The sequence below is a fragment of the Klebsiella sp. CN_Kp091 genome, from assembly GCF_040065095.1.
GTDB classification, from domain to species: domain Bacteria; phylum Pseudomonadota; class Gammaproteobacteria; order Enterobacterales; family Enterobacteriaceae; genus Klebsiella; species Klebsiella aerogenes.
In genome coordinates, this window is the sequence record NZ_JBEAIO010000045.1 from 44,925 (window position 1) to 70,680 (window position 25,756).

Below are 25,756 nucleotides of genomic sequence, written 5' to 3' on the forward strand. Positions count from 1 at the left end.
TTGATGATTTTGCAAACAATGCAGTTCACGGGATATACTAAAAATTCTCGCAGCAACTGAACGTTAAGCCTATGAAATACGATACTTCCGAGCTTTGCGACATCTACCAGGAAGATGTCAATGTCGTGGAACCGCTGTTTTCCAACTTTGGAGGGCGGTCGTCGTTTGGTGGACAGATCATTACGGTAAAATGTTTCGAGGATAACGGGTTGCTCTACGATCTGCTCGAGCAGAATGGCCGTGGTCATATTCTCCTTATCGACGGCGGTGGTTCCGTACGACGCGCGTTAATTGACGCAGACCTGGCGCGTCTGGCAGTACAGAACGAATGGGAAGGGCTGGTGGTCTATGGCGCGGTGCGCCAGGTTGACGACCTGGAAGATTTAGATATCGGTATCCAGGCGTTAGCCGCCATTCCTGTGGCCGCTGCTGGGGAAGGTATCGGCGAAAGCGACGTGCGCGTCAACTTCGGCGGCGTTACCTTCTTCTCCGGCGATCATCTGTATGCTGACAATACCGGTATCATCCTTTCCGAGGATGCGCTGGATATCGAATAACGCTCCGGCTACGCCGTAATAAAAAAGGCCTTCTCAGTGAGAAGGCCTTTTTGTTATGCCGAGAAACTTAGTACAGTTTCTTCGCGCAATCCATCCAGTCAGACTTGAACGGACGCTTCATATTTTCGATAGCATCGATGATGTCGTGGTGAACCAGCTTCTCATTCTGGATACCAACACAGCGGCCGCCAAAGCCCTGCAGCAGCAGTTCAATGGCATATGCGCCCATACGGGAAGCCAGAATACGGTCGTAAGGAACCGGAGAGCCGCCGCGCTGAATGTGACCCAGCACGGTCGCACGAGTTTCACGGCCCGTTTCTTTCTCAATGAAGCTCGCCAGTTCGTCAACGTCGCACATGTGCTCGGTGATGGCCACGATCGCGTGTTTCTTACCTTTCGCGATGCCAGCTTTGATTTCGGCCACCAGATCGTCGCGGGTATATTCTACTTCCGGCACCATGATGAACTCACAGCCGCCGGCAATCGCCGCCGCCAGAGTCAGATCGCCACAGTAGCGGCCCATCACTTCCACCACAGAGATACGCTGGTGCGAAGAGGAGGTGTCACGCAGGCGGTCAATCGCTTCAACAACGGTGCTCAGCGCGGTAAAGAAACCGATGGTGTAGTCAGTACCTTTGATGTCGTTGTCGATGGTGCCCGGCAGGCCGATGCAAGGGAAACCCATCTCGGTCAGACGCATCGCACCCATATAGGAACCGTCGCCGCCGATAACAACCAGCGCGTCCAGGCCGCGCTTTTTCATATTTTCAATGGCGACAGCGCGAATATGCTCTTCACGGAATTCCGGGAAGCGAGCGGAGCCGAGGAAGGTACCGCCACGGTTGATCATGTCGGACACGCTGTAACGGTCAAGCTGAACCATACGATCTTCATACAGGCCGAGGTAACCGTCATAGATTCCAAAAACTTCCAGACCTTCCGTTAATGCCGCGCGCACAACGCCGCGAATTGCTGCGTTCATGCCCGGCGCATCACCGCCACTTGTCAACACACCGATTTTCTTAATCATGACTACCTCTGAACTTAGGAAGCAAAAAATAATCCTGTTGCCTGAAGCGCTCCCATACCAGGAGTGCACGACGATAATTGCAATAGTATATCAAACGCTTCTGGCTGAATTGATTCAGGTCAGACCAAATGGCGGTAATTTATACAAAAAATGCCTACCCGCCCCACATTTTTACATCGAGTTTACAGACTATAACCGAAAGCTCAAAAAACGCCCTGCCGCGCCGGCGGCACCACAGAACAGGGATCCTGATGGATGATGACATCCGATCCCGGGAAACGGCGCAAAATAGCCTGCTCCACCTGGTCGGCAATCACGTGCGCCTGTACCAGAGGGAGGTTATCTTCCATTTCCAAATGTATTTGAATAAAGCGAGTCGGCCCTGACTGCCGCGTTCGTAGATCGTGCGCGCCGCTGACGCCGGGCCAGCTATTCACGATACTGATGATTTCCTGACGTTCCTCATCCGGAAGCGCGCGGTCTAATAACGATTGCACCGCGTCGTAACCCATACGCAGCGCGCTATATAAAATATAGATGCCAATCCCTAATGCAAACAGCGCATCGGCGCGGTGCCAGCCGTACCAGGAGAGGCCGAGGGCGATAAGAATAGCGCCGTTCATCATAACATCAGACTGATAATGAAGCATATCCGCACGCACGGCCTGGCTCTGGGTTTTTCTGACCACCCAGCGCTGAAAGGTCACCAGCATCAGGGTGCTTATCAAGGCAATCAGCGTTACCACCATCCCGACGCCTGCCGCCTGCATCGGTTCAGGGCGAATCAGATGCTGGATCCCGGTCAGGAACAGAAACAACGCCGAACCGGAAATAAACATGCTCTGCGCCAGCGCCGCCAGCGATTCCGCTTTCCCATGGCCAAAAGTATGTTCTTCATCAGCGGGTTGTAGCGAGTAACGCACCACCAGCAGGTTGGTCAGCGAGGCGGCAATATCCACCAGCGAATCCACCAGCGCCGCCAGAATACTCACCGAACCGGTATACCACCACGCAAAAATTTTGATCAAAAGTAACACGGAGGCCATCGCCGTCGCGGTAATAGCCGCGCGACTCACCAGCCGCCCATAAGATTGATTCATAAACGCTCCTTTTCCGGCGATGCGCTTAGTATAACCTGAACTTTTACCCGGAAGATGAACGGGCATGCGGCGGCTGAGGCGAAAAAAAGACAAAAAAAACCCCCACATCATGTGGGGGAAGACAGGGATGGTGTCTATGGCAAGGAAAACAGGGTTTGTTACTTGGGTTGCACGGTACTGCTACTACTGGAAAGCATCATGGCTGAGCCTTTCTGCATCCTTGCAACCTCACGCAACTGATCCATACGCTGCTGGTGCTTAGCATTTAAAACCGCTTGCTGCTCAGGGGTTAGCAGGTGATACATCTGGTTGCGGACTTTCGCCATTTCTACCTGGCGGGCAACCTGTTCCTGCGCCATCTTTTCTGCCTGAGCGCGCACAGCGCTTTCATCAAATTTATCTGCGGTGACAAGGCTATGCATTGTCTCCAGTTCGCTAACATTAACAGGGAGCCGGTCATGGCGCGCCCGTTGCATAAGATCCCGTAACTGCTGTCGTTGCTGTTCGGTTAGACTTATGCCGTCAAACATATGGCTCTGGCCGCTGCGCTGGGCTCCCTCTTCACCGTGGAGCCAGTTAACGCCGGTAACGACTTCAGCGGCTTGGCTAGTAGCACTTAGCGCCAGCGTTGAGGCCATGACGGCAGCGATAACATTGCGCATCACATACTCCCAAAACGTTTGTGTCGCGATTCAACGAGAGACAGTTTACGATTCAGGCTGCAAACATGCGTCAGGGGGTGTAAAACAACGTAAAGTCATGGATTAGCGAGCCTTGATGACGTAATTTCTGCCTCGGAGGTATTTAAACAATGAATAAAATCCTGTTAGTTGATGATGACCGGGAGCTCACCTCCCTGTTAAAAGAGCTGCTCGATATGGAAGGTTTTAATGTGCTCGTTGCCCATGACGGTGAACAGGCGCTGGCGCTTCTTGACGACAGCATTGATCTCCTTTTGCTTGATGTGATGATGCCGAAGAAAAACGGTATCGACACGCTTAAAGAATTACGTCAGACACACCAGACCCCGGTTATCATGCTAACGGCGCGCGGAAGCGAGCTGGATCGCGTTCTCGGCCTCGAACTCGGGGCGGATGACTATTTGCCTAAGCCGTTTAACGATCGCGAGCTGGTGGCGCGTATACGCGCGATTCTGCGTCGCTCCCACTGGAGCGAGCAGCAGCAGACTACCGAATCCGGTTCTCCGACCCTGGAAGTGGATGCGTTAAGCCTCAATCCGGGCCGTCAGGAAGCCAATTTTGATGGGCAAACGCTGGAGCTGACCGGCACCGAGTTCACCCTGCTGTATCTGCTGGCGCAGCATCTTGGTCAGGTGGTGTCACGTGAACACTTAAGCCAGGAAGTGTTGGGCAAGCGGCTGACGCCGTTCGACCGCGCTATCGATATGCATATTTCCAACCTGCGGCGTAAGCTGCCGGAGCGCAAAGACGGCCATCCGTGGTTTAAAACATTGCGCGGACGCGGCTATCTGATGGTTTCTGCTTCATGATTGGAAGTTTAACCGCACGCATCTTCGCTATCTTCTGGCTCACGCTGGCGCTGGTGTTGATGCTGGTACTGATGTTGCCCAAGCTGGACTCGCGCCAGATGACCGAGCTGCTGGAAAGCGAGCAACGTCAGGGCATCATGATTGAGCAACACGTCGAGGCCGAACTGGCGAACGATCCGCCGAACGACTTGATGTGGTGGCGACGTCTGTTTCGCGCCATCGATAAGTGGGCGCCGCCGGGGCAGCGACTGCTGCTGGTCACCAGCGAAGGCCGCGTGATCGGCGCAGAACGCAACGAAATGCAGATCATTCGTAACTTTATCGGCCAGGCCGATAATGCCGATCATCCGCAGAAGAAGCGTTACGGACGCCTGGAGATGGTCGGCCCGTTTTCCGTCAGGGATGGTGAAGATAATTATCAACTTTATCTCATCCGCCCTGCCAGCACTTCACAATCCGACTTCATCAACCTGCTGTTTGACCGTCCGCTATTACTGCTTATCGTGACGATGCTGGTCAGCGCCCCGCTGCTGCTCTGGCTGGCGTGGAGCCTGGCGAAGCCGGCGCGCAAGTTGAAAAACGCCGCCGACGAAGTTGCCCAGGGTAACCTGCGGCAGCATCCGGAGCTGGAAGCCGGTCCGCAGGAGTTTCTGGCCGCCGGGGCCAGCTTCAACCAGATGGTGACCGCGCTTGAGCGAATGATGACCAGCCAGCAGCGGCTGCTGTCGGATATCTCGCACGAGCTACGCACGCCGTTAACCCGCCTGCAGCTAGGCACCGCGTTGCTGCGCCGCCGCAGCGGTGAAAGCAAAGAGCTGGAGCGTATCGAAACCGAAGCGCATCGGCTGGACAGCATGATCAACGACCTGCTGGTGATGTCGCGTAATCAGGCGAAAAACGCGCTGGTCAGCGAGACGGTGAAAGCGAATCAGCTGTGGGGCGAAGTGCTGGACAACGCGGCATTTGAAGCCGAACAGATGGGGAAATCATTTACCGTTGAGTATCCGCCGGGCCCCTGGCCGCTGTACGGTAACCCCAATGCGCTGGAAAGCGCGCTGGAAAATATCGTGCGCAACGCGCTGCGCTACTCGCACACGAAAATTTCCGTCAGCTTCTCGGTGGATAAAGACGGGATTACGGTCAACGTCGATGATGACGGCCCGGGCGTCAGCCCGGAGGATCGCGAACAGATTTTCCGTCCGTTCTATCGTACCGACGAGGCTCGCGATCGCGAGTCCGGCGGCACCGGTCTGGGGCTGGCGATTGTCGAAACGGCGATCCAGCAACATCGCGGCTGGGTTAAAGCCGACGATAGCCCGCTGGGTGGCCTGCGATTAACAATCTGGCTGCCGCTGTATAAACGAACCTGAGCCTGTCCCGGCTTGCGCTACGCTGAGCCGGGCTACGGGTTGCCACGTTCAATATGGGGGAATTATTTCCCCCATAATCTGCGCGAATTATCCTCGATCTGCCCGCTTAAACGCCGTTTCTGCATGGTTCTGCTCCAGCTTACCGACAGGCCCGCCGCCGATAGCAGACGGTGATACTGGTCGTCGTCAAACGGCATATGCCAGGCAATCGCGCCAGCCTCATGCACGCTCACGTCGCTTAATCGCGATACCAGCTCCAGCGGCGCATCGCTGGAGACCTGGCCGCCGGCAATAATGCGGTAGAGCCAGCCAACCTTGCCGCTGTTCTGCATCAGTTGCGCCATATCGCTAATGCCGAAATGGTAGTTCAGTTTGAAGCAGGGAGAGCGCGGCTGAGTGACCTGAATCAGCGCCTCGCCCCAACGAAAGATATCGCCGATATAGACATTTTTTTCCGTTAGTCCTTCGGAAGAAAGGTTTTCACCGAATGCGGGGGCGCAGAACAGATCGGCCTGCTGCGGGAATTCGCGGATCCAGTCGAGGTAATGCTCGCGGGGATAGTGGCACAGCGCGCGATCCGGCCCGCCGTGAATTTTCTTTTCCGCCTGCTCGTCCCCTTCCAGCCCGAGATCGCCGAGCTGCAGCTCGCCATCGACCTGGATTTTGCCAATTGCGCTGGGGCGGCTACCGTCGTAGTCCCTGATTTTGCCGACAAAGACATTCACCGGGTAATGCATTGCTGCTCTCCTTGCTACGGATATAAAAAAAGCGAGTCATCAGACTCGCTTCTCTCTTAGCACAATGCAACCTTATTTTTTGGCGGCAAAACGCGCTGCTGCTTCGTCCCAGTTAACCACGTCCCAGAAGGCTTTGATGTAGTCCGGACGGCGGTTCTGGAATTTCAGGTAGTAAGCGTGTTCCCACACATCCAGGCCGATAATCGGGAAGCCGGAAGCGCCGGAAATGGCTTCGCCCATCAGCGGGGAATCCTGGTTTGCGGTAGAAACGACGGCCAGTTTGTCGCCTTTCAGCACCAGCCACGCCCAGCCGGAACCAAAGCGGGTTGCTGCCGCTTTTTCGAATTCAGCTTTGAAGTTGTCCACGGAACCGAAATCACGCTCGATAGCGGCTTTCAGGTCGCCCTGCAGGGTAGTGCCGGTTTTCAGGCCTTTCCAGAACAGGCTATGGTTAGCGTGGCCGCCCGCGTTGTTACGCAGTACGGTTTTTTTGTCAGCCGGCAGTTGATCCAGTTTGGTGATCAGCTCTTCCGCGGACAGGTTAGCGAATTCCGGCAGGCTTTCCAGCGCTGCGTTAGCGTTGTTAACGTAGGTCTGGTGATGCTTAGTATGATGGATCTCCATCGTCTGCTTGTCGAAATGCGGTTCCAGAGCATCGTAAGCGTACGGCAGGGATGGCAGTGTATAACTCATAATCATCTCCATTATTATCGGGCGGCAGAGGGTGTTAACGCCGCGTAAGCAGTCGGTTCATTATAGTTAATTAAATGATATTGAAAATGATTATCAATGCCGTAGTTTTACTAAGGTTATACCCAAAATAGATACACGCCGGTTTGTGAGCCAAAACAACCCATTAAGCCCCTGATTGCCAGAGTTTCGTCTGAGGTGGCAACAGCTCAAAGGCGTAAAAACTGCGCAATTTTTACACTCATCGCATCGGAGAGAGTCTATCCAACCCAACACAGATGAGGGTAAAGGCAATGAATCATGCGATTACGATGGGAATTTTTTGGCATTTAATCGGCGCCGCCAGTGCCGCCTGTTTTTATGCCCCTTTCAAGAAGGTGAAACACTGGTCGTGGGAAACCATGTGGTCGATCGGCGGGATTGTCTCCTGGCTGATTCTGCCGTGGGCGATAAGCGCCATGCTGCTGCCCGATTTCTGGGCCTACTACCGCTCGTTTAGCGCCTCCACGCTGCTGCCGGTGTTTTTGTTCGGCGCGATGTGGGGCATCGGTAACATCAACTATGGCCTGACCATGCGCTATCTGGGGATGTCGATGGGTATCGGTATCGCTATCGGCATTACGCTTATCGTCGGTACCTTAATGACGCCGATCCTCAACGGCCACTTTGATGTGTTGATTCACACCAAAGGCGGACAAATGACCCTACTCGGCGTGCTGGTAGCGTTGATTGGTGTGGGTATCGTCACCCGCGCCGGCCAGCTTAAAGAGCGCAAAATGGGCATCAAAGCGGAAGAGTTCAACCTGAAAAAAGGGCTGATGCTGGCGGTGATGTGCGGTATTTTCTCCGCCGGCATGTCATTTGCGATGAACGCCGCTAAACCAATGCATGAAGCCGCCGCGGCGCTGGGCGTCGACCCGCTGTATACCGCGCTGCCAAGCTACGTGGTGATCATGGGCGGCGGCGCGCTGGTCAACCTCGGCTTCTGCTTTATTCGCCTCGCTAAAGTGAAGGATTTGTCGCTAAAAGACGACTTCTCACTGGCAAAATCGCTTATCATCAGCAACATTCTGCTTTCCGCATTGGGCGGGCTAATGTGGTATCTGCAGTTCTTCTTCTATGCCTGGGGCCACGCCAGTATCCCGGCGCAGTATGACTACATGAGCTGGATGCTGCATATGAGCTTCTACGTACTGTGCGGCGGGCTGGTCGGGCTGGTGCTGAAAGAGTGGAACAACGCCGGACGCCGCCCGGTCAGCGTGCTCAGCCTCGGCTGTGTGGTAATCATCATTGCCGCGAATATCGTCGGCCTGGGAATGGCTAACTGATTTCTCCTTCACGCGGCGGCGCGACTGCGCTGCCGCCACTGTCCCGGCGTCATACCGGTTTCCCGGTTAAATACCACCGAAAAGTAGTTACTGTCCTCAAACCCGCACTGCATAGCGATCTCACCAATTAGCCGCTCGGTATGCTGCAGCAAATACTGCGCATGGCAGATCCGCAGCTGGCGCAAATAGTGGGTTATCGTCATCCCCGTTTGCTGGCGAAACTGCTGGCGTAACGCGCGTTCGCTGCAGGCTTCACGCAGACAAAAATGCTCCAGATTAAAGGGGCGATTCAAACTTCCGGCCAGCTCAGTTAGCAGTTTATCGAGCTGAGTTTCGCTTTGCGTCGCCGCCAGATTATCAGTGGCGTAGCGATAGCGCTGGAGCGTTAGCGCCAGTTGGGCAAACAGCAGTTCCGCCATGCTATCCGCCTGCGCATCCTGCCGCGCGCTTTCGTGCTCCAGCTGGTTAATCACCTGCCTGACCTGCGCCATGCCGCTGCTGCCGATCCGCCAGTGCGGCTGCCACGGCGTGCCGAATAATCCCGGAATATGCGCCGCCCAGTCAAAATTGAGCCGCAGCCGATCCGGACAATAAATAATATTCTGCAGCACCAGGTCGTTGACCGACGCATAAGAGTGTTTATCTTCCGCGCGGATATAAAAGAGATCGCCGCGGGTAATCCGCCACGGGCGATCGTTGAGGATATGCAGACCGTTGCCGCGCCACACCAGCACCAGCTCGCAAAATTCATGGGTATGCTCGGCGAAGACGTTTTGCGGGTAGCGGTCAGCCACCGCCACCGCCTGCGTGGGGGAGGCAAAAAACTCATCTTTGCGAAGCACCAGCTGACCTGCCACAACTCTTACTCCCGACGCGGAAACCAACCATTATTCGCATTTTGGTGAGGCAATACGTTGACTCTTCTCGCGTTACTGAAGAATAGCGTCGCGCCCCTGGCGAATATCGCGCGGCGACCAGTCGAATTCACGGCGAAATAGCGTCGAAAAATGATTACTGTCGCCAAAACCGCAGCGATAAGCGATTTCTGTCACGCTATCATCGCTGTGGCGTAGCAGGTGCCGCGCCTTCATCAGGCGCACCCGGTTGAGATAGCGCTGGGGCGTCAGCCCGGTTTGCAGCTTTAACTGACGATGCAGGGTGCGTAAAGAGAGCGAAAACTGCGCCGCCACCTCCTCCCAGCATATCTCTTCGGCAAAATGGTCTTCCAGCCAGGCCATCAGCTGATTCAGCCGCGCCTCGTGGTTGCCGGCGCCTTCCGCCAGGCTGTTGCTGTGCAGTAGCACCAGTAGCTGCATAAAAAGGATTTCACGGCTGGCGATGGTATGCGGCTCGACGCCCTGCCCGACCTTTTCCATCTGACCGACGATTTGCCGCACCTGCTGCAGTACCGTCTGGTTGACCCGCCAGTGTGACAGATAGTTGCCGTCCTGCTCCTGCGGCAGCAGCTGGTTCACGCCGGTCAGAAAACGAAAAGCATCCGGCGCGCGGTAGAGCACGTTGGTCAGACACAGGTTATTAGTGTGTTCGTAAAGATGGCGATCGTGATCGCGAATAAAGCAGACCGAACCGCCGCTGATGGTATAGGGCTGGCCGTTGAAAACGTGAATGCCCGTACCCTGTTCAACGATGACAATCTCATGAAAATCATGGTGATGTTCTGGAAAGGCCGCTTGAGGAAGGCGCGGTTCAATCGCCACCGCCGAGACGCCGGCCTTAAAGAAATCCGTACTGTGCAACACGGTCATAGCAGCCTCCACGAATGAGAAAAATTATCAACCGTCGTCGCAAATAGTAATTAAGGGCCGGCAATCCGGCCTTCAATTTTTGACCGCGAACCGCGTAAAACCTGCCGTTTTTTCAAGAACCAGCCGGAAATATCCGGAACTGCGGCCAGCATCACACCGCGCCTCGCGCCGCCCATAAAACGAAACTGTGACGCTTCTCACGGTCACCTTTGCTGTGTTGCCAGCCGTCCGTTTTCGCTGTCAGTAGCGAGAAGGTGACGCAGAGACGCCTTTTTTAGACTGCCTGTAATGATTTTAAGAAGGGTCGTGCCATGAGTATTCGTCATTGTGTCGCCGTTGATTTAGGCGCATCCAGCGGTCGGGTCATGCTCGCGAATTATAACACCGCGACGCGCGCGCTGACGCTGCGTGAAGTTCACCGTTTCACCAACCGCCTCCTGAAAGTGGGCGGCTACGATTGCTGGGATATCGATAGCCTGGAAGCGGAAATTCGCCGTGGGCTGGTGAAAGTATGCGAACAGGGGATCCTGATCGACAGCATCGGCATCGACACCTGGGGCGTTGATTTCGTCTTGCTGGATAAACGCGGCCAGCGCGTCGGCCTGCCGGTTTCCTATCGCGATAGCCGCACTCACGGCCTGATGGCGCAGGCAATCGAACACCTCGGCCGCGCCAATATTTACTGCCGCAGCGGCATCCAGTTTCTGCCGTTTAACACCCTTTATCAATTGCGGGCGCTGGTCAGCCAGCAGCCGACGCTGGTGGAACAGGTCGCCCATGCGCTGCTGATCCCAGACTACTTCAGCTACCGCCTGACCGGCGCGATGAACTGGGAATACACCAACGCCACCACCACGCAACTGGTCAATATCAATAGCGATAACTGGGATGACGAGCTGATCCGCTGGAGCGGCGCGACGCCGGACTGGTTCGGTACGCCGACGCATCCGGGCAATGTTATCGGCCACTGGATCTGCCCGCAGGGTAACCGCATCCCGGTGGTCGCCGTCGCCAGCCACGATACGGCCAGCGCCGTGATCGCCTCGCCGCTGGCGGATAAAAATGCCGCCTATCTCTCATCAGGCACCTGGTCGCTGATGGGCTTTGAAAGTAAAACGCCTTACACCAGCCAGCAGGCGCTGAAGGCGAATATCACTAATGAAGGCGGCGCCGAGGGGCGTTATCGGGTACTGAAAAACATCATGGGCCTGTGGCTGCTGCAGCGGGTACTGCAAGAGCAGAACATTAGCGATCTGCAGGCGCTGATTGTCGACACGGCGATGCTGCCAGCCTGCCGTTACCTGATTGATTGCAATAACGATCGCTTTATTAACCCGGCCAATATGAGCGCCGAAATTCAGGCCGCCTGCGCAGAGACCGCCCAGCCGATTCCGGTCACTCCCGCCGAACTGGCGCGCTGCATTTTCGACAGTCTGGCGCTGCTGTATGCCCGGGTATTGGGCGAGCTTGCAGCGCTCCGCGGCCACCCTTTCAGCCAGCTGCATATCGTCGGCGGCGGCTGCCAGAACGTGTTGCTTAACCAGCTGTGCGCCGATGCCTGCGGCCTGCCGGTGGTGGCGGGCCCCATTGAAGCCTCCACGCTTGGCAATATCGGCATCCAGCTGATGACGCTGGATGAACTGCACAACGTCGATGAATTCCGTCAGGTGGTACGCGACAACGCGTCGCTCACCACGTTCACCCCACATTCAGATAGCGAAATTGCCCGCTTCGTCGCGCAATTTCAGCCACAACCTACAAAGGAGCTTTGCGCATGACCACTCAACTTGAACAAGCCTGGGAAATTGCTAAGCAGTGCTATGCCGCCATCGGCGTAGATGCCGAGGAAGCTCTGCGTCAGCTGGACCGTCTGCCGGTGTCAATGCACTGCTGGCAGGGCGATGACGTGGCGGGCTTTGAAAACCCGGAAGGCAACTTAACCGGCGGCATTCAGGCCACTGGCAACTATCCCGGCAAAGCGCGCAATGCCCAGGAGCTACGCGCCGACCTCGAACAGGCGCTAAGCCTGATACCGGGGCCGAAGCGCCTTAATCTGCACGCGATTTATCTTGAGTCCGCCACGCCGGTCGCGCGTAATGAAATTAAGCCGGAACACTTTAAGCACTGGGTGGAATGGGCCAAACGCCACCAGTTGGGGCTCGATTTTAACCCTTCCTGCTTCTCGCATCCGCTAAGCGCCGACGGCTTTACGCTGTCGCACGCCAACCCGGAGATTCGTCAGTTCTGGATCGATCACTGTAAAGCCAGCCGCCGCATCTCCGCTTATTTCGGCGAACAACTTGGGACGCCATCGGTAATGAATATCTGGGTGCCGGACGGCATGAAAGATATTACCGTCGATCGCTTCGCCCCGCGCCAGCGGCTGCTGAACGCGCTGGATGAGGTCATCAGCGAAAAGCTCGATCCGGCGCACCATATCGACGCCGTTGAGAGCAAGCTGTTCGGTATCGGCGCCGAAAGCTATACCGTGGGCTCCAATGAATTCTACATGGGCTACGCCGCCAGCCGTCAAACCGCGTTGTGCCTGGATGCCGGCCACTTCCATCCGACGGAAGTCATCTCCGACAAAATCTCCGCCGCCATGCTCTATATCCCACGCCTGCTGCTGCACGTCAGCCGCCCAGTACGCTGGGACAGCGATCACGTGGTGCTGCTGGATGACGAAACCCAGGCCATCGCCAGCGAAATTATCCGCCACAACCTGTTCGACCGCGTGCATATCGGCCTCGACTTCTTTGATGCCTCCATTAACCGCATCGCGGCGTGGGTAATCGGCACCCGCAACATGAAAAAAGCCCTGCTGCGCGCGCTGCTGGAGCCGACGGCGCTGCTGCGCCAGCTGGAAAACGACGGTGATTACACCGCCCGTCTGGCACTGCTCGAAGAGCAGAAATCTCTGCCGTGGCAGGCCATCTGGGAGATGTACTGCCAGCGTCACGATACGCCGGCAGGCAGCCAGTGGCTGGAAAACGTGCGGACCTATGAAAAAGACGTGCTAAGCCAGCGCGGCTAATGCCTGACTTTCCCCGGATTGTGCCGTACAGGGTTTATCCGGGGAAACACCTATTACGAATCAACAGGAAAGACAAGACTATGCACAACATCATCAATTCATGGTTCGTTCAGGGCATGATCAAAGCCACCTCCGACGCCTGGCTTAAAGGCTGGGACGAGCGTAACGGCGGTAATTTGACGCTGCGCCTGGATGAAGCGGATATCGCGCCATTCAAAGCCGATTTTCACCCCCAGCCGCGCTATATCGCCTTAAGTCAGCCGATGCCGGAACTGGCTAATCAGCCGTTTATCGTTACCGGTTCCGGTAAATTCTTCCGTAATGTGCAGCTCGATCCCGCCGCCAATCTCGGAGTGGTGAAAATAGACAACGACGGCGCGGGCTACTTCATTCTGTGGGGGTTAACGGAAGAAGCCGTGCCGACGTCGGAACTGCCGGCGCATTTCCTGTCGCACTGCGAGCGCATCAAAGCCACCGGCGGCAAAGATCGCGTGATCATGCACTGCCATGCCACCAACCTGATCGCCCTGACCTACGTGCTGGAGAACAACAGCGATCTGTTCACCCGCAAGCTTTGGGAAGGCAGCACCGAATGCCTGGTGGTGTTCCCGGACGGCGTCGGCATTCTGCCGTGGATGGTGCCGGGCACCGACGAGATTGGCCAGGCGACCGCCGGTGAAATGCAGAAACACTCTCTGGTGCTGTGGCCATTCCACGGCGTCTTCGGCAGCGGACCGACGCTGGATGAGACTTTCGGCCTAATCGATACCGCCGAGAAATCCGCCGAGGTGCTGGTGAAAGTCTATTCGATGGGCGGCATGAAACAGACGATTAGCCGCGAAGAATTGATTGCGTTAGGCCAACGCTTTGGCGTCACGCCGCTGGCCAGCGCGCTGGCGCTCTAAGAAAGCGAGTCGCTTTGTAAGGAGAATAATCATGAGCTTTATGTTGGCACTGCCGAAAATCAGCCTGCATGGCGCGGGCGCGATCGGCGATATGGTGAGCCTGGTGGCGGACAAGCAGTGGGGAAAAGCGCTGATTGTCACCGACGGCCATCTGGTGGAAATGGGCCTGCTCGATAGCCTGTTTCAGGCGCTGGAAGCGCATCAACTGTCTTATCATCTGTTCGATAACGTCTTTCCGAACCCAACCGAAGCGCTGGTTCAGCAAGGTATCGCCGCATTCCGTGCGGCGCAGTGCGACTATATTATCGCATTCGGCGGCGGCAGCCCGATCGATACCGCTAAGGCGGTGAAAATTCTCAGCGCTAACCCGGCGCCATCGACCGCCTATTCCGGCGTGGGCAAAGTGAAGAATGCCGGCGTGCCGCTGGTGGCAATTAACACTACCGCCGGAACCGCCGCTGAAATGACCAGCAACGCGGTGATTATTGATAGCGAACGTCAGGTGAAAGAGGTCATCATCGACCCAAACATCATCCCGGATATTGCCGTCGACGACGCCAGCGTGATGCTCGATATTCCGCCGTCGGTTACCGCCGCGACCGGTATGGATGCGTTAACCCACGCTATTGAGGCGTTTGTCTCCGTCGGCGCCCATCCGCTGACCGACGCCAACGCGCTGGAAGCGATTCGCTTAATTCACCAGTGGCTGCCGCTGGCCGTCGATGACGGGCACAATCTGCAGGCCCGCGAGCAGATGGCATACGGTCAGTATCTGGCAGGAATGGCGTTCAACAGCGCAGGTCTTGGTCTGGTACACGCGCTGGCGCATCAGCCGGGCGCGACCCACAATCTGCCGCACGGCGTTTGTAATGCCATCCTGCTGCCGATCATCGAAAACTTTAACCGCCCGAACGCGGTAGCGCGTTTTGCCCGCATCGCCCAGGCGATGGGCGTCGATACGGGCGGCATGAGCGACGAAACCGCCAGCATGGCGGCGATTAATGCGATTCGCGCGTTGAGCAAACGAGTCGGTATTCCTGAAGGCTTTAGCCAGCTTGGCGTCAGTAAGGCCGACATCGAAGGCTGGCTGGATAAAGCGCTGGCCGACCCCTGCGCACCCTGTAACCCGCGCAGCGCCAGCCGCGACGAGGTGCGCGAGTTATACCTGGAGGCGTTATGATCCGCAAAGCCTTCGTGATGCAGGTCAATCCCAACGCCCACGAGGAGTATCGGCGCCGTCATAATCCCATCTGGCCTGAACTGGAAGCCACGCTGAAAGCGCATGGCGCGCATCACTATGCGATCTTTCTCGACAAACAGCGCCATCTGCTATTCGCCACGGTGGAAATTGAATCGGAGGCCCGCTGGAACGCGGTGGCGGAAACAGAGGTCTGCCAACGCTGGTGGCGGTATATGCGCGAGGTGATGCCGACGAATCCGGATAACAGCCCACTAAGCGTTGAACTGAGTGAAGTGTTTTACCTTGCGTAATAAAGAAAACGCCTGAGCAATCAGGCGTTTTTGCTACCAGAGGGATTAGGCATTTTTGCGCACAAAGAAACCGTAGCAGCAGGCGCCCATAAATAGCAGTATCCCACCGAGAATAAATACGTTGGTAAAGTGCCCGGTAGCATCAAGAATAATGCCGGTGATAATCGGCGCCAGCGCCGCGCCGAGAAAGCCGCCAAAGTTCTGGATAGCACCCAATGAGGCGACCTGTTCTTTCGGCGCCATATCGGTCGCTAACGTCCAGATCACGCCGGAAGGCATTTGTGAACAGAAGTAGCCCAGCGTCAGCAGGGCGATCGCAACGCCGCTATTATCAACAAACGGAATCGGCATCACGAAACAGGCCGCCAGCGCGGCGCCCGCCACAATCGGCACTTTACGCGCGGTAACGGCGTTCATCCCTTTACGCACCAGTCTGTCAGAAAGCATCCCGCCACACAGCACGCCGATAATACCGGCAAAGAAAGGAATCGAGGCGATAAAACCGGTCTGCTTGAGGCTAAAGCCCAGCGAGGTTTCCAGATATCCCGGCAGCCATGTCAGATAAACCCAAATGGTAAACATGATGCAGAAGTTACCGGCAATCATGAACCACGTGGTTTTCCGGCGAAACAGTTCGCCCCAGCTGACCTTCGGCTGCTCACCTTCGGGACGCATGACTTTGCCGGTGTTTATCAGCATCGCCTCGCGCGCGTCCGGGTCGCGATAAAATTTAAGCCATGCCAGCAACAATGGCAGTCCGAGCAGGCCGACAACCATGAACATGCCGCGCCAGCCGATCCATAACAGCAAAATAGTCAGCACCGGCGGCGCTATCGCATTGGCGATTTGCGAACCGGTATTGATAATCGATGTCGGCAGCCCGCGCTCTTTCTCCGAGAACCAGCTCTGGGTGATCTTGATACCGGAAGTGAAGAACGGTGACTCCGCCACGCCCAGCAGCATGCGTAAACCATAGAAGAAGCTATAGGTGTTCACGAAGCCCATTAAGAACGTCACCGCTGACCATAACCCCAGCGCGCCGCTGAACATTTTCTTCGCGCCAAAGCGGTCTACCAGCCAGCCGGCGGGTAAATTCGCCAGCGCATAGGGCCAGAGAAACGCTGACAATAACAGCCCCATTTCAGTACCAGAGAAGCCAAACTCCCTGGCGATGGTGGTGTTCGCGATACTCAGGTTGGCGCGATCGAGGTAATTGACCACCGCGGCCAGCAGCAGGATTAAAATAATGCCCCAACGTCGACGCGAGAGTTTCGGCGCCGCAATCGCTTCAGCCGCCGTTTGATTTAGCGAACTCATAAACCCTCCTCCAGCAAGGCGCGATCGATTTTCATCACCGCTTTACGGATATGTTGCCGCTCGCCATCGCGCGGATGGCAGCAGGGGCGATGGATATCCTGGGGAAAGAAAATGGCGAACATGCCGGGTTTCAGGGTTATCTGCGTCTCCTCTTCTTCAACCTGCCAGAACAAGATGTCCTGCTGCGGCGTCCGATCCTCGGTAACGCAATGACTGCCGCTTTCAGCGCGGCTGACACCCATCCGCTCCTCGCCGGAAATCAGATACTGAATATCAATGAACTGCTTGTGCGACTCCGGCCGCGCCTGCGCGAAAGGCACGCTCTCCATCTCCTGTAGCAGGCAGAAAAGTTTCCCCGGGATCAGGTCGATTTTCCCCGGCGCGAAGCGCTGGAAATCCTGGCTGGCGATAAACGCCAGCGCCTGGCGGATCGCCGGATGAAACGCGGCCTGTTGCGCAGACCACGCCTGCAGACTCGATACGATCATAACGATCCCTCCCTTAGCCGGCGATCCGCTGCTGCCACAGTTCAGTCCCGGCGCGGATCTGGTCGAGGATCACCGTCAGCCCCCAGAATTTGCTCAGCACATCGTCTTTATTAACCCGGCAGGCATCGCTGTCGAAGGTCCCCAGCCGTTGATGGTAAATTTTGGCGTTTTTCGGGTAGCCCAGCGTTTCGGTTACCGCACCCAGCGACAGAAATATCGCCAGTTCATCGGCCAGCGCCCGCTGATTTTTGCCTTCCCGCCACAGCCAGCCGTACAGTTCGGGATGGAAGTTGGTGAACACGCCGCTGAAACCTTCGGCGCCCGCCAGCATCGCCGGCCAGGCAATCGCGGCATTGGCGTTAATGACCTTCAGCGGGGTTCCCTGCGCCAGACGCACGCGGCGCTCAACGGTTGGCAGATCGCAGCTCACATCTTTCAGCACCACGAAACGACCACTGTTGGCGCACCAGGCGAACTCGTCGTCGCTAAGCAGGCGGCGATACGGCGCCGGGCACTCGTACAGCCCCAGCGGCATGGAAGAAGGCAAAGCCGCTAACAGCGATTGCAGGGTAGCGAAAAAGACTTCACTGCCCTCATTACGCGGATCGAGATGATTAGTGACCAGCACCAGCGCATCAATGCCGGTCTGCGCCATTGCCAGCAACTCCTCTTTTTGCGCCGCCAGATCATCGCTGATATGGCCCGAGGCAATGACTGGAATGCGTCCCGCCACGCGTTGCACCACGAAACGCGCCAGCTCGACACGCTCCTGTAGGCTGAGATATTGCATTTCGCTGGACTGGCAGACGGCAAAAAGCGCATCCACGCCCTTTGCCAGATACCAATCAATCAGCTTCGCCAGCGCCGGATAATCAATCTGGTCGTCAGCGGTAAAAGGGGTCAGCATGACGGGTACAACACCGTTAATCGTTTTCATCTTATTTTTCCTGGATTAGAGGGTACGGAGTCGGGCACTTGCCTGCGCAAAGTCAGGCATGTTGGAAGCCCCCTCCAGCTCGACGGCCAGAGAGGCGAAAGCAGAGGCCCAGGTCGCGGCCTGAACCAGGGTGTTGCCGGCAGCCAGCGAGGCGGCGAGCGCGCCATTAAACGCATCGCCAGCGCCGGTGGTATCGACGGTGACCGCCGGAAAGGCGCGAATTTGGCTAAACTGGAGATTATCCAGCAGCAGCGCTCCGCGCGACCCCATGGTAATCAGAACTTTCTTTACACCTAATTCAGCGATGCGCAGCGCGGCTTCTTTGGCAGTATCAACATCGTGAATGTCGATACCGGATAATAATGAAGCCTCGGTTTCATTCGGTGTAATCACATCGATATAAGGGATGCTTTTGATTATTTCCGCCGAGTATGGCGCCGGATTGAGAATGACTGTCTTACCGAGTTCCCTGGCGATTTTTATTAGCGAATGGGTGGCGTCAAAATTATTCTCAAGCTGAACAAGTAAAACGTCGGAGGCGGACAACTCTGGAATAATCGCCTCAATCTCATTATGCGTTATTGTAGTATTGGCGCCAGAGTAAATAGCAATCATATTTTCGCCATTTTCCTGCGAAACATAAATAATGGCATTGCCGGTAGGTTCGCTCTCAGATTGATAAAGCGTATAGGAGTGTATTTCTGAACGAGTGAGATGATCGGCCGCCAGGTGGCTAAACTGATCTTTGCCCACCTTAGCGACAAAATGGACCTGCGCGCCGGCTTTACTGGCCGCTGTCGCCTGATTCGCCCCCTTGCCACCGGGCCCAAGGCTGCTGGCGAGCGCCAGTAGCGATTCTCCGCCGCGCGGAAAACGCTCCACTCGGGCCACGATATCCACATTAAATGAGCCGAATACACACACTTTGCCGTTCATCGATTTTCCTTTCTGCTGACCGCTCGCCGTAGGTTTCCGATGGTTAATCGGCTGCAGCAGCACGCCGAAACTATCACCGGTTTCAGAAATAAGTTCAGCCTTTAAATTGTGCCGGGAAATAATCGCTCCGCCATAACAACGTTGCACCAACCCCATTTCTGCAAGAATATTTAAATCACTGCGAATGGTTTCTTTTGAAACACTAAAATAAGCAGCAAAATAATTAACAAAACCACGCTCATGATCGTTTAAATATTTCAGGATATGCTTTCTACGTTCTTCTAAAAACATAATAGGCCCCAATGTCACGAATTAAGTATACGAACCCCTTCCGGAAGGAAGAGTGACATCAATCCCATGTTTTCAGGCAAAACGGAAGGAAACAAAAATGGAAAAACAATGAAGAAATTGAGTGAATAAATAATTCACTCAATCATTAATGGGAAATGAAATAATCTTCTGCGCATCAGAATAAAATGCGCAGATTCTGACTAATTTTGCTCTGCCACCAGCAGCGCCTGGGTATCCGGCTCCAGCGCCTGAAAGAGGTGTTCCCGATCGGCCGGGTAGCAGATGTAATCCCCTTCCCCCAGCTCTTCCGGCGCTTCGGTAAGACCAACGCGCGCGCGCCCCTGAGTGATAATAATATGTTCGACCGACCCGGGCGGGTGCGGGTGCGAGATCCGATCGGCGCCGGGCTGCGTCAACAGCAGATAGATGTCGCGACGCGCGCCGGGGGGACAAGCCGCCAGCAAAATGGCCTGATAGTTGGCCTGCTCAGCAACCACTTTAGTGCCTTCGCCGCGGCGAATCACCTGGGTCTGGTTGGCCTGCGGCTCCAGTAAGCGGGCGAAGGGAATGTCCAGCGCCACGCACAGCGCCCACAATGTTTCCAGGCTAGGGTTGCCATTGCCGGACTCCAGCTGTGACAGGGTCGATTTGGCTATCCCGGCGCGGCGCGCTACCTCCGCCAGTGAGAGCCCGGTGCGCGAACGCTCGCGCGCCAGGCTTTTAGCAATTACGCTGATGGGCTGTGTCATACACCGCTCCTCGTATTTTATATCGAACGAATCGTTCGTCTTGAAAAACCATTCTGTTGCGTTCATTATAATGGAAATTCGTTCGATATGGCTAAAGCGTATGCGTTACAAATTTTCCTGTCTCAGTGGAGACACCATTAAAGCAATCGTTCTGGTATGCCTGGCGGTCGGCGTGGTTGGCATGTCTTACGGTTCATTAGCGATGGCCTACGGTTTTCCGCTGTGGGTGCCGTTTGTCCTTTCCATTACGGTGCTGGCCGGTGCCTCTGAGTTTATGTTTATCGGTATTGTCGCCAGCGGCGGTAACCCGCTCGCCGCGGCGGCGGCAGGTTTACTGGTGAACGCCCGCCACGTTCCTTTTGGCGTCACCGTGCGCGATCTGGTCGGCGCCCGCGCCGCCAGCCTGCTCGGCTGCCACATCATGAATGATGAGAGCGTGGTGTTCGGCCTGTCGCAGAAAACCCCGGAGCAACGTAAAGCCGCCTACTGGCTCTGCGGGCTAGGCGTGGCGCTCATCTGGCCGCTCGGTACCCTGCTGGGTGCCGGCGTCGGTAAATTATTACCCGCTCCAGAAACCATCGGCCTGGATGCGGTATTCCCGGCTATTCTGCTGGCGCTGGTGGTACCGGCTTTTAAAAAACGTACCACACTGATTCGTGCCTGCAGCGGCGCGGTTATTTCGCTTGCCGCCGTGCCCTTCGCGCCGGTTGGATTACCGGTTCTGCTCTCATTGTTTGGCTTACTGGCGAGGAAAAAATAATGGCTAATATGACGCTGTTTATCGCCGGGATCGCGATTCTGTCGATCGGCACATACCTGATGCGTTTGGGCGGGGCAAAGCTCGGCAGCCGTTTAGCGTTTTCCGAGCGCTCACAGGCGCTGCTTTCTGATGCCGCGACGGTGTTGCTGTTTTCCGTGGCGCTGGCAACCACCTTTTATGAAGGCGAGCATTTTTCCGGCATGGCGCGGGTACTTGGCGTCGGTTTTGCCGTGTTCCTTGCCTGGCGCAAGATGCCGCTTATCGTGGTGATTATCGCCGCGGCGGTGGTGACGGCGTTGCTACGCCTGGCGGGTATAAACTAAAAAAGCGCCCTGAGGCGCTCTTTCGACGGTAGTTACTTGCTAACTTATTTGTTCAGTTCAGCGGTCATATGCACGCGATTACCGTTAAACGCTTCGGTAATGGTGTAAGAAGACGCGCCGGCAGCCTGCGCCTGAGCGGCGATTTTCGCTTCCGCGGCGTCCATAGTGGAAGCGGTGGCGGTCACGGATTGTGCAGCGAAAGAACCGAAAGAAGCGGCCAGAGCGATAACAGCGACAAAAGTTTTGATGCTTTTCATGATATAAACCCTTTAATTTAGTTGTTTGGATAAGGCGCCGTGCCTTGATGTGATAAATAATAATCTTCACATCCCGTAACTAAAAGCGGAAGGATTTGCTGTCATCTTTCAAAAAAACTGACCAACATTTAACCGGCAATGAGGCGCTGCGGATGAGTATAAATCGTCGCTCTGCCTGGCCTGCAGAACCCCACCAGCGTCAGATTACAACGCTCGGCGACTTCAACCGCCAGGGTCGTCGCCGCAGAGACGGCAAACAGGATTTCCACCCCGCACATCGCGGCCTTCTGTACCATCTCATAACTGGCGCGGCTGGAGACTAAGGCCGCGCCCTGCTGCCAGCCCTCTCCTTCTTCACTACGACGCCCCAGCAGTTTATCCAGCGCAACGTGACGGCCTACATCTTCATGCCCGCCCGCCAGTTCACCGTCAGGGCGCACCCACGCGGCGGCGTGCGTACAGCCGGTCAGGCGGCCGATAGGCTGAACCTCATTTAACTGTTTGAGCGCGCGATCGAGATGAGAGAGCGCAAAGGTCTGGCTAAAGGGCAGCGGCTCGACGGGCTTACCGATATCATTTAGCTGCTCGACGCCACATACTCCACAACCGGTACGCCCGGCGAGCGCCCGGCGGCGCTCTTTCAGCCCCATAAACCGGCGGCTGGAGAGTTCTATTTGCACTTCAACCCCGTTACAGGCCTGTACCACGTCCATCCCGTAGATCTCTTGTCGGCTTTGTATAATCCCTTCAGATAGGGAAAAACCGACGGCGAAATGTTCCAGGTCACGTGGCGTCGCCATCATGACGACGTGCGAGATGCCGTTATAGACCAGAGCGACGGGTACCTCTTCTGCTACCTCGTCTGGCTGAGGATGTTGTAAATCCTCACGTTTCCAGAGGGTAATCTGGCGATAACCTGTGACATCTGTCACATTTTTGATTTGTTCAGGAAGGTTCTTATTCACTTTCATTTAACCGTATTGGAACAGGCATACACACAATGTGGTATTCTGTTTTTATATCCCTCCAGGACCGAGGGAAATTAACTCAATTCTGAACCTTTGCGGCCTTCACCGCAAAGTAAATAACTACATGTGACAATGTCGAAACAAGGAGCGAACCATGCAGGTCAGCAGAAGGCAGTTCTTTAAGATCTGCGCTGGCGGTATGGCAGGCACGACGGCAGCAGCGCTGGGCTTTGCCCCGGCTACTGCGCTCGCGGAAACCCGGCAGTATAAACTGCTGCGTACTCGCGAAACCCGCAACACCTGTACGTACTGTTCCGTTGGCTGCGGGCTATTGATGTATAGCCTCGGCGACGGTGCGAAAAACGCCAAAGCATCCATTTTCCATATCGAAGGCGATCCGGATCATCCGGTAAACCGTGGTGCGCTCTGCCCGAAAGGGGCCGGTCTGGTGGACTTTATCCATTCTGAAAGCCGCCTGAAATTCCCGGAATATCGCGCGCCAGGTTCTGATAAATGGCAGCAAATCAGCTGGGACGAAGCGTTCGATCGCATCGCGAAGCTGATGAAAGAAGACCGTGACGCCAACTTTATCGCCCAAAACAGCGCCGGCACCACCGTTAACCGTTGGCTGACCACCGGTATGCTGTGCGCCTCCGCTTCCAGTAACGAAACCGGCTATTTAACGCAAAAATTCACCCGCGCCCTCGGGATGCTGGCGGTGGATAACCAGGCGCGTGTCTGACACGGACCAACGGTAGCAAGTCTTGCTCCAACATTTGGTCGCGGTGCGATGACCAACCACTGGGTTGATATTAAAAACGCCAACCTGATCGTGGTGATGGGCGGTAACGCCGCAGAAGCGCATCCGGTGGGATTCCGCTGGGCGATGGAAGCCAAAATTCATAACGGCGCCAAGCTCATCGTTATCGATCCGCGCTTTACGCGTACGGCGTCGGTGGCTGATTTCTACACCCCGATTCGTTCCGGTACCGACATAACCTTCCTGTCGGGCGTCATCCTGTACCTGCTGAATAACGAAAAATTCAACCGTGAATACACCGAAGCCTATACCAACGCCAGCCTGATCGTGCGTGAGGACTACAGCTTTGATGATGGTCTGTTCAGCGGCTACGATGCGGAAAAACGCCAGTATGACAAAACCAGCTGGAACTACGAGCTGGATGAAAACGGCTTCGCCAAACGCGATACCACGCTACAGCATCCACGCTGCGTCTGGAATCTGCTAAAACAGCACGTTTCCCGCTATACGCCGGATGTGGTTGAAAACATCTGTGGTACGCCGAAGGCCGATTTCCTTAAAGTTTGCGAATATATTGCAGAAACCAGCGCGCACGATAAAACCGCGTCGTTCCTGTATGCCCTCGGCTGGACCCAGCACTCCATCGGCGCGCAGAACATTCGCACCATGGCGATGATCCAGCTGCTGCTTGGCAACATGGGGATGGCAGGCGGCGGCGTCAATGCCCTGCGCGGTCACTCCAACATCCAGGGTCTGACCGACCTCGGCCTGCTCTCAACCAGCCTGCCGGGATACATGTCGCTGCCTAATGAAAAACAGGCCGACCTGCAGACCTACCTGAGCGCCAACACGCCGAAACCGCTGTTGAAAGACCAGGTGAACTACTGGGGCAACTATCCGAAGTTCTTCGTCTCCATGATGAAAGCCTTCTTCGGCGATAAAGCTACGGCCGAGAATAGCTGGGGCTTTGACTGGTTGCCGAAGTGGGATAAGAGCTACGACGTTCTGCAGTATTTCGAGATGATGAATCAGGGCAAAGTGAATGGCTATATTTGCCAGGGCTTTAACCCGGTCGCCTCGTTCCCGAACAAAAACAAGGTGGTGGCTTCCCTGTCGAAGCTGAAGTTCCTTGTGACCATCGATCCGCTCAACACCGAAACGTCCACCTTCTGGCAAAACCACGGTGAGTCCAACGATGTTGATCCGGCGAAAATCCAGACCGAAGTGTTCCGTCTGCCGTCCACCTGCTTCGCCGAAGAAAACGGTTCTATCGTGAACTCCGGCCGCTGGCTGCAGTGGCACTGGAAAGGCGCGGACGCCCCGGGGATCGCCGTGACCGATGGCGAAATCCTCGCTGGTATCTTCTCGCGTCTGCGTAAGATGTATGCCGAAGAAGGCGGTCCAACGCCGGAGCCGGTGCTCAACATGACGTGGAACTACTCCACGCCGCACGAGCCGGCATCGGAAGAAGTGGCGATGGAAAGCAACGGTAAAGCGCTGGCGGATATTACCGATCCGGCAACCGGCGCGGTAATCGTTAAGAAAGGGCAGCAATTGAGCTCCTTCGCACAGCTACGCGACGACGGCACGACTTCCAGCGGCTGCTGGATCTTCGCCGGTAGCTGGACGCCGGAAGGCAACCAGATGGCGCGCCGCGATAACGCCGACCCGTCAGGCCTCGGCAATACGCTGGGCTGGGCCTGGGCATGGCCGCTAAACCGCCGCATTCTGTATAACCGCGCCTCCGCGGACCCGCAGGGTAAACCGTGGGATCCGAAGCGTCAGTTGCTGAAATGGGACGGCGCGAAATGGGGTGGTGTGGATATTCCGGATTACAGCGCCGCCGCCCCTGGCAGCGACGTCGGTCCGTTTATCATGCAGCCTGAAGGGATGGGGCGTCTGTTCGCTATTGATAAGATGGCTGAAGGGCCGTTCCCGGAACACTACGAACCGTTTGAAACGCCGCTGGGGACTAACCCGCTGCATCCAAACGTGGTCTCTAACCCGGCCGCTCGCGTCTTTAAAGGCGATCTCGAGCAGATGGGCAAGGCCGAGCAGTTCCCGTACGTCGGCACCACTTACCGCCTGACCGAACACTTCCACTACTGGACCAAACACGCGCTGCTTAACGCCATCGCACAGCCGGAACAGTTTGTGGAGATCGGCGAAAAACTGGCGAATAAGCTCGGCATCGGCCATGGCGATACCGTGAAAGTCTCCTCTAACCGCGGCTATATCAAAGCCAAGGCGGTAGTGACCAAGCGTATTCGTACGCTGCAGGTTCACGGTAAAGAGGTGGATACCATCGGTATTCCTATTCACTGGGGCTACGAAGGCGTGGCGAAAAAAGGCTTTATCGCCAATACGCTGACGCCGTTTGTCGGCGACGCCAACACGCAGACGCCGGAGTTTAAAGCCTTCCTCGTGAACGTGGAAAAGGTGTAACGGAGAC

The 25,756-nt window shown here is 56.0% G+C and carries 26 protein-coding genes; 12 read left to right on the forward strand and 14 right to left on the reverse strand.

The window, feature by feature from the left end:
• Nucleotides 1-71 precede the first annotated feature (71 nt).
• Nucleotides 72-557, forward strand: coding sequence for a ribonuclease E activity regulator RraA (rraA, locus tag ABLV17_RS19045; protein ID WP_015703948.1), 486 nt, complete (start codon nucleotides 72-74; stop codon nucleotides 555-557).
• A 67-nt stretch (nucleotides 558-624) separates the two neighbouring features.
• On the opposite strand, the gene pfkA is transcribed toward rraA, so the two are convergent.
• The 3 genes from pfkA to cpxP form a co-directional block, all read right to left on the reverse strand.
• Nucleotides 625-1,587 carry a 6-phosphofructokinase gene (gene pfkA / locus ABLV17_RS19050; protein ID WP_015368934.1) on the reverse strand — a complete coding sequence of 321 codons (963 nt, stop codon included), beginning with the start codon at nucleotides 1,585-1,587 and terminating at the stop codon, nucleotides 625-627.
• 203 nt (nucleotides 1,588-1,790) lie between these two features.
• Nucleotides 1,791-2,687, reverse strand: coding sequence for a CDF family cation-efflux transporter FieF (gene fieF, locus ABLV17_RS19055; protein WP_348854545.1), 897 nt, complete (start codon nucleotides 2,685-2,687; stop codon nucleotides 1,791-1,793).
• Between the two features lie 158 nt (nucleotides 2,688-2,845).
• On the reverse strand, nucleotides 2,846-3,349 hold the full coding sequence (gene cpxP, locus ABLV17_RS19060) for a cell-envelope stress modulator CpxP (protein WP_015368936.1): 504 nt from the start codon (nucleotides 3,347-3,349) through the stop codon (nucleotides 2,846-2,848).
• Nucleotides 3,350-3,498: 149 nt separating this feature from the next.
• Between cpxP and cpxR the strand changes: the two genes are divergently transcribed.
• Both cpxR and cpxA read left to right on the forward strand, forming a co-directional pair.
• Nucleotides 3,499-4,197, forward strand: a complete 699-nt coding sequence (gene cpxR, locus ABLV17_RS19065) for an envelope stress response regulator transcription factor CpxR (protein ID WP_015368937.1) — start codon at nucleotides 3,499-3,501, stop codon at nucleotides 4,195-4,197.
• Complete coding sequence (gene cpxA / locus ABLV17_RS19070) at nucleotides 4,194-5,567, forward strand: envelope stress sensor histidine kinase CpxA (protein ID WP_015368938.1); 1,374 nt, start codon at nucleotides 4,194-4,196, stop codon at nucleotides 5,565-5,567. Before cpxR ends, cpxA begins: the two co-directional genes overlap by 4 nt.
• A 62-nt stretch (nucleotides 5,568-5,629) precedes the next feature.
• Here cpxA and yiiM read toward each other — a convergent pair whose 3' ends face one another.
• Both yiiM and sodA read right to left on the reverse strand, forming a co-directional pair.
• The gene (gene yiiM / locus ABLV17_RS19075; protein ID WP_113374897.1) at nucleotides 5,630-6,304 is read right to left on the reverse strand and encodes a 6-hydroxyaminopurine reductase; all 675 of its coding nucleotides are present in this window, start codon (nucleotides 6,302-6,304) and stop codon (nucleotides 5,630-5,632) included.
• A 72-nt stretch (nucleotides 6,305-6,376) separates the two neighbouring features.
• On the reverse strand, nucleotides 6,377-6,997 hold the full coding sequence (gene sodA / locus ABLV17_RS19080; RefSeq protein WP_015368940.1) for a superoxide dismutase [Mn]: 621 nt from the start codon (nucleotides 6,995-6,997) through the stop codon (nucleotides 6,377-6,379).
• A 290-nt stretch (nucleotides 6,998-7,287) separates the two neighbouring features.
• On the opposite strand from sodA, the gene rhaT reads away from it, so the two are divergent.
• Nucleotides 7,288-8,322, forward strand: a complete 1,035-nt coding sequence (gene rhaT, locus ABLV17_RS19085; protein WP_308958187.1) for an L-rhamnose/proton symporter RhaT — start codon at nucleotides 7,288-7,290, stop codon at nucleotides 8,320-8,322.
• A gap of 8 nt (nucleotides 8,323-8,330) precedes the next feature.
• Here the strand turns inward: rhaT and rhaR are convergent, their stop codons facing one another.
• Nucleotides 8,331-9,179, reverse strand: coding sequence for an HTH-type transcriptional activator RhaR (rhaR, locus tag ABLV17_RS19090; RefSeq protein WP_047045449.1), 849 nt, complete (start codon nucleotides 9,177-9,179; stop codon nucleotides 8,331-8,333).
• A 72-nt stretch (nucleotides 9,180-9,251) separates the two neighbouring features.
• Entirely contained in the window at nucleotides 9,252-10,088 is an 837-nt protein-coding gene (gene rhaS, locus ABLV17_RS19095) for an HTH-type transcriptional activator RhaS (protein WP_032712967.1), read from the reverse strand.
• Nucleotides 10,089-10,399: 311 nt separating this feature from the next.
• On the opposite strand from rhaS, the gene rhaB reads away from it, so the two are divergent.
• The 5 genes from rhaB to rhaM all read left to right on the forward strand — a co-directional run bounded on the left by rhaB (nucleotide 10,400) and on the right by rhaM (nucleotide 15,518).
• Nucleotides 10,400-11,866 carry a rhamnulokinase gene (gene rhaB / locus ABLV17_RS19100; RefSeq protein ID WP_348854547.1) on the forward strand — a complete coding sequence of 489 codons (1,467 nt, stop codon included), beginning with the start codon at nucleotides 10,400-10,402 and terminating at the stop codon, nucleotides 11,864-11,866.
• Nucleotides 11,863-13,122 (forward strand): L-rhamnose isomerase, encoded by a 1,260-nt coding sequence (gene rhaA, locus ABLV17_RS19105; RefSeq protein ID WP_308958189.1) that lies wholly within the window; start codon nucleotides 11,863-11,865, stop codon nucleotides 13,120-13,122. The genes rhaB and rhaA overlap by 4 nt, the downstream gene beginning before the upstream one ends.
• Before the next feature lie 80 nt (nucleotides 13,123-13,202).
• The gene (rhaD, locus tag ABLV17_RS19110) at nucleotides 13,203-14,027 is read left to right on the forward strand and encodes a rhamnulose-1-phosphate aldolase (protein ID WP_308958190.1); all 825 of its coding nucleotides are present in this window, start codon (nucleotides 13,203-13,205) and stop codon (nucleotides 14,025-14,027) included.
• Between the two features lie 31 nt (nucleotides 14,028-14,058).
• The gene (gene fucO / locus ABLV17_RS19115; protein ID WP_087858744.1) at nucleotides 14,059-15,207 is read left to right on the forward strand and encodes a lactaldehyde reductase; all 1,149 of its coding nucleotides are present in this window, start codon (nucleotides 14,059-14,061) and stop codon (nucleotides 15,205-15,207) included.
• Nucleotides 15,204-15,518, forward strand: coding sequence for an L-rhamnose mutarotase (rhaM, locus tag ABLV17_RS19120; RefSeq protein ID WP_308958191.1), 315 nt, complete (start codon nucleotides 15,204-15,206; stop codon nucleotides 15,516-15,518). Before fucO ends, rhaM begins: the two co-directional genes overlap by 4 nt.
• Before the next feature lie 45 nt (nucleotides 15,519-15,563).
• Here rhaM and ABLV17_RS19125 read toward each other — a convergent pair whose 3' ends face one another.
• From ABLV17_RS19125 to ABLV17_RS19145, 5 genes are all read right to left on the reverse strand, one after another.
• Nucleotides 15,564-16,835, reverse strand: coding sequence for an MFS transporter (locus ABLV17_RS19125; RefSeq protein ID WP_015368950.1), 1,272 nt, complete (start codon nucleotides 16,833-16,835; stop codon nucleotides 15,564-15,566).
• Complete coding sequence (locus ABLV17_RS19130; protein WP_047041910.1) at nucleotides 16,832-17,323, reverse strand: YhcH/YjgK/YiaL family protein; 492 nt, start codon at nucleotides 17,321-17,323, stop codon at nucleotides 16,832-16,834. Before ABLV17_RS19130 ends, ABLV17_RS19125 begins: the two co-directional genes overlap by 4 nt.
• Before the next feature lie 13 nt (nucleotides 17,324-17,336).
• A complete protein-coding gene (locus tag ABLV17_RS19135) occupies nucleotides 17,337-18,260 on the reverse strand; it encodes a dihydrodipicolinate synthase family protein (RefSeq protein WP_032712972.1) in 924 nt (307 codons plus the stop codon).
• Between the two features lie 15 nt (nucleotides 18,261-18,275).
• Nucleotides 18,276-19,487: a PfkB family carbohydrate kinase gene (locus ABLV17_RS19140; RefSeq protein ID WP_113374889.1), complete on the reverse strand. Its 1,212-nt coding sequence runs from the start codon at nucleotides 19,485-19,487 to the stop codon at nucleotides 18,276-18,278.
• Between the two features lie 200 nt (nucleotides 19,488-19,687).
• Nucleotides 19,688-20,236 (reverse strand): helix-turn-helix domain-containing protein, encoded by a 549-nt coding sequence (locus ABLV17_RS19145; RefSeq protein WP_087858746.1) that lies wholly within the window; start codon nucleotides 20,234-20,236, stop codon nucleotides 19,688-19,690.
• Between the two features lie 100 nt (nucleotides 20,237-20,336).
• On the opposite strand from ABLV17_RS19145, the gene ABLV17_RS19150 reads away from it, so the two are divergent.
• Both ABLV17_RS19150 and ABLV17_RS19155 read left to right on the forward strand, forming a co-directional pair.
• On the forward strand, nucleotides 20,337-20,996 hold the full coding sequence (locus ABLV17_RS19150; protein ID WP_015703937.1) for an AzlC family ABC transporter permease: 660 nt from the start codon (nucleotides 20,337-20,339) through the stop codon (nucleotides 20,994-20,996).
• A complete protein-coding gene (locus tag ABLV17_RS19155; RefSeq protein ID WP_045378791.1) occupies nucleotides 20,996-21,319 on the forward strand; it encodes an AzlD domain-containing protein in 324 nt (107 codons plus the stop codon). Before ABLV17_RS19150 ends, ABLV17_RS19155 begins: the two co-directional genes overlap by 1 nt.
• A gap of 44 nt (nucleotides 21,320-21,363) precedes the next feature.
• Here the strand turns inward: ABLV17_RS19155 and ABLV17_RS19160 are convergent, their stop codons facing one another.
• A complete protein-coding gene (locus ABLV17_RS19160; RefSeq protein ID WP_015368957.1) occupies nucleotides 21,364-21,576 on the reverse strand; it encodes a YdgH/BhsA/McbA-like domain containing protein in 213 nt (70 codons plus the stop codon).
• Nucleotides 21,577-21,704: 128 nt separating this feature from the next.
• Nucleotides 21,705-22,541 carry a formate dehydrogenase accessory sulfurtransferase FdhD gene (gene fdhD, locus ABLV17_RS19165; RefSeq protein WP_045395330.1) on the reverse strand — a complete coding sequence of 279 codons (837 nt, stop codon included), beginning with the start codon at nucleotides 22,539-22,541 and terminating at the stop codon, nucleotides 21,705-21,707.
• A gap of 157 nt (nucleotides 22,542-22,698) precedes the next feature.
• On the opposite strand from fdhD, the gene fdnG reads away from it, so the two are divergent.
• Nucleotides 22,699-25,749, forward strand: a complete 3,051-nt coding sequence (gene fdnG, locus ABLV17_RS19170; RefSeq protein WP_113374888.1) for a formate dehydrogenase-N subunit alpha — start codon at nucleotides 22,699-22,701, stop codon at nucleotides 25,747-25,749.
• Nucleotides 25,750-25,756: the final 7 nt, after the last annotated feature.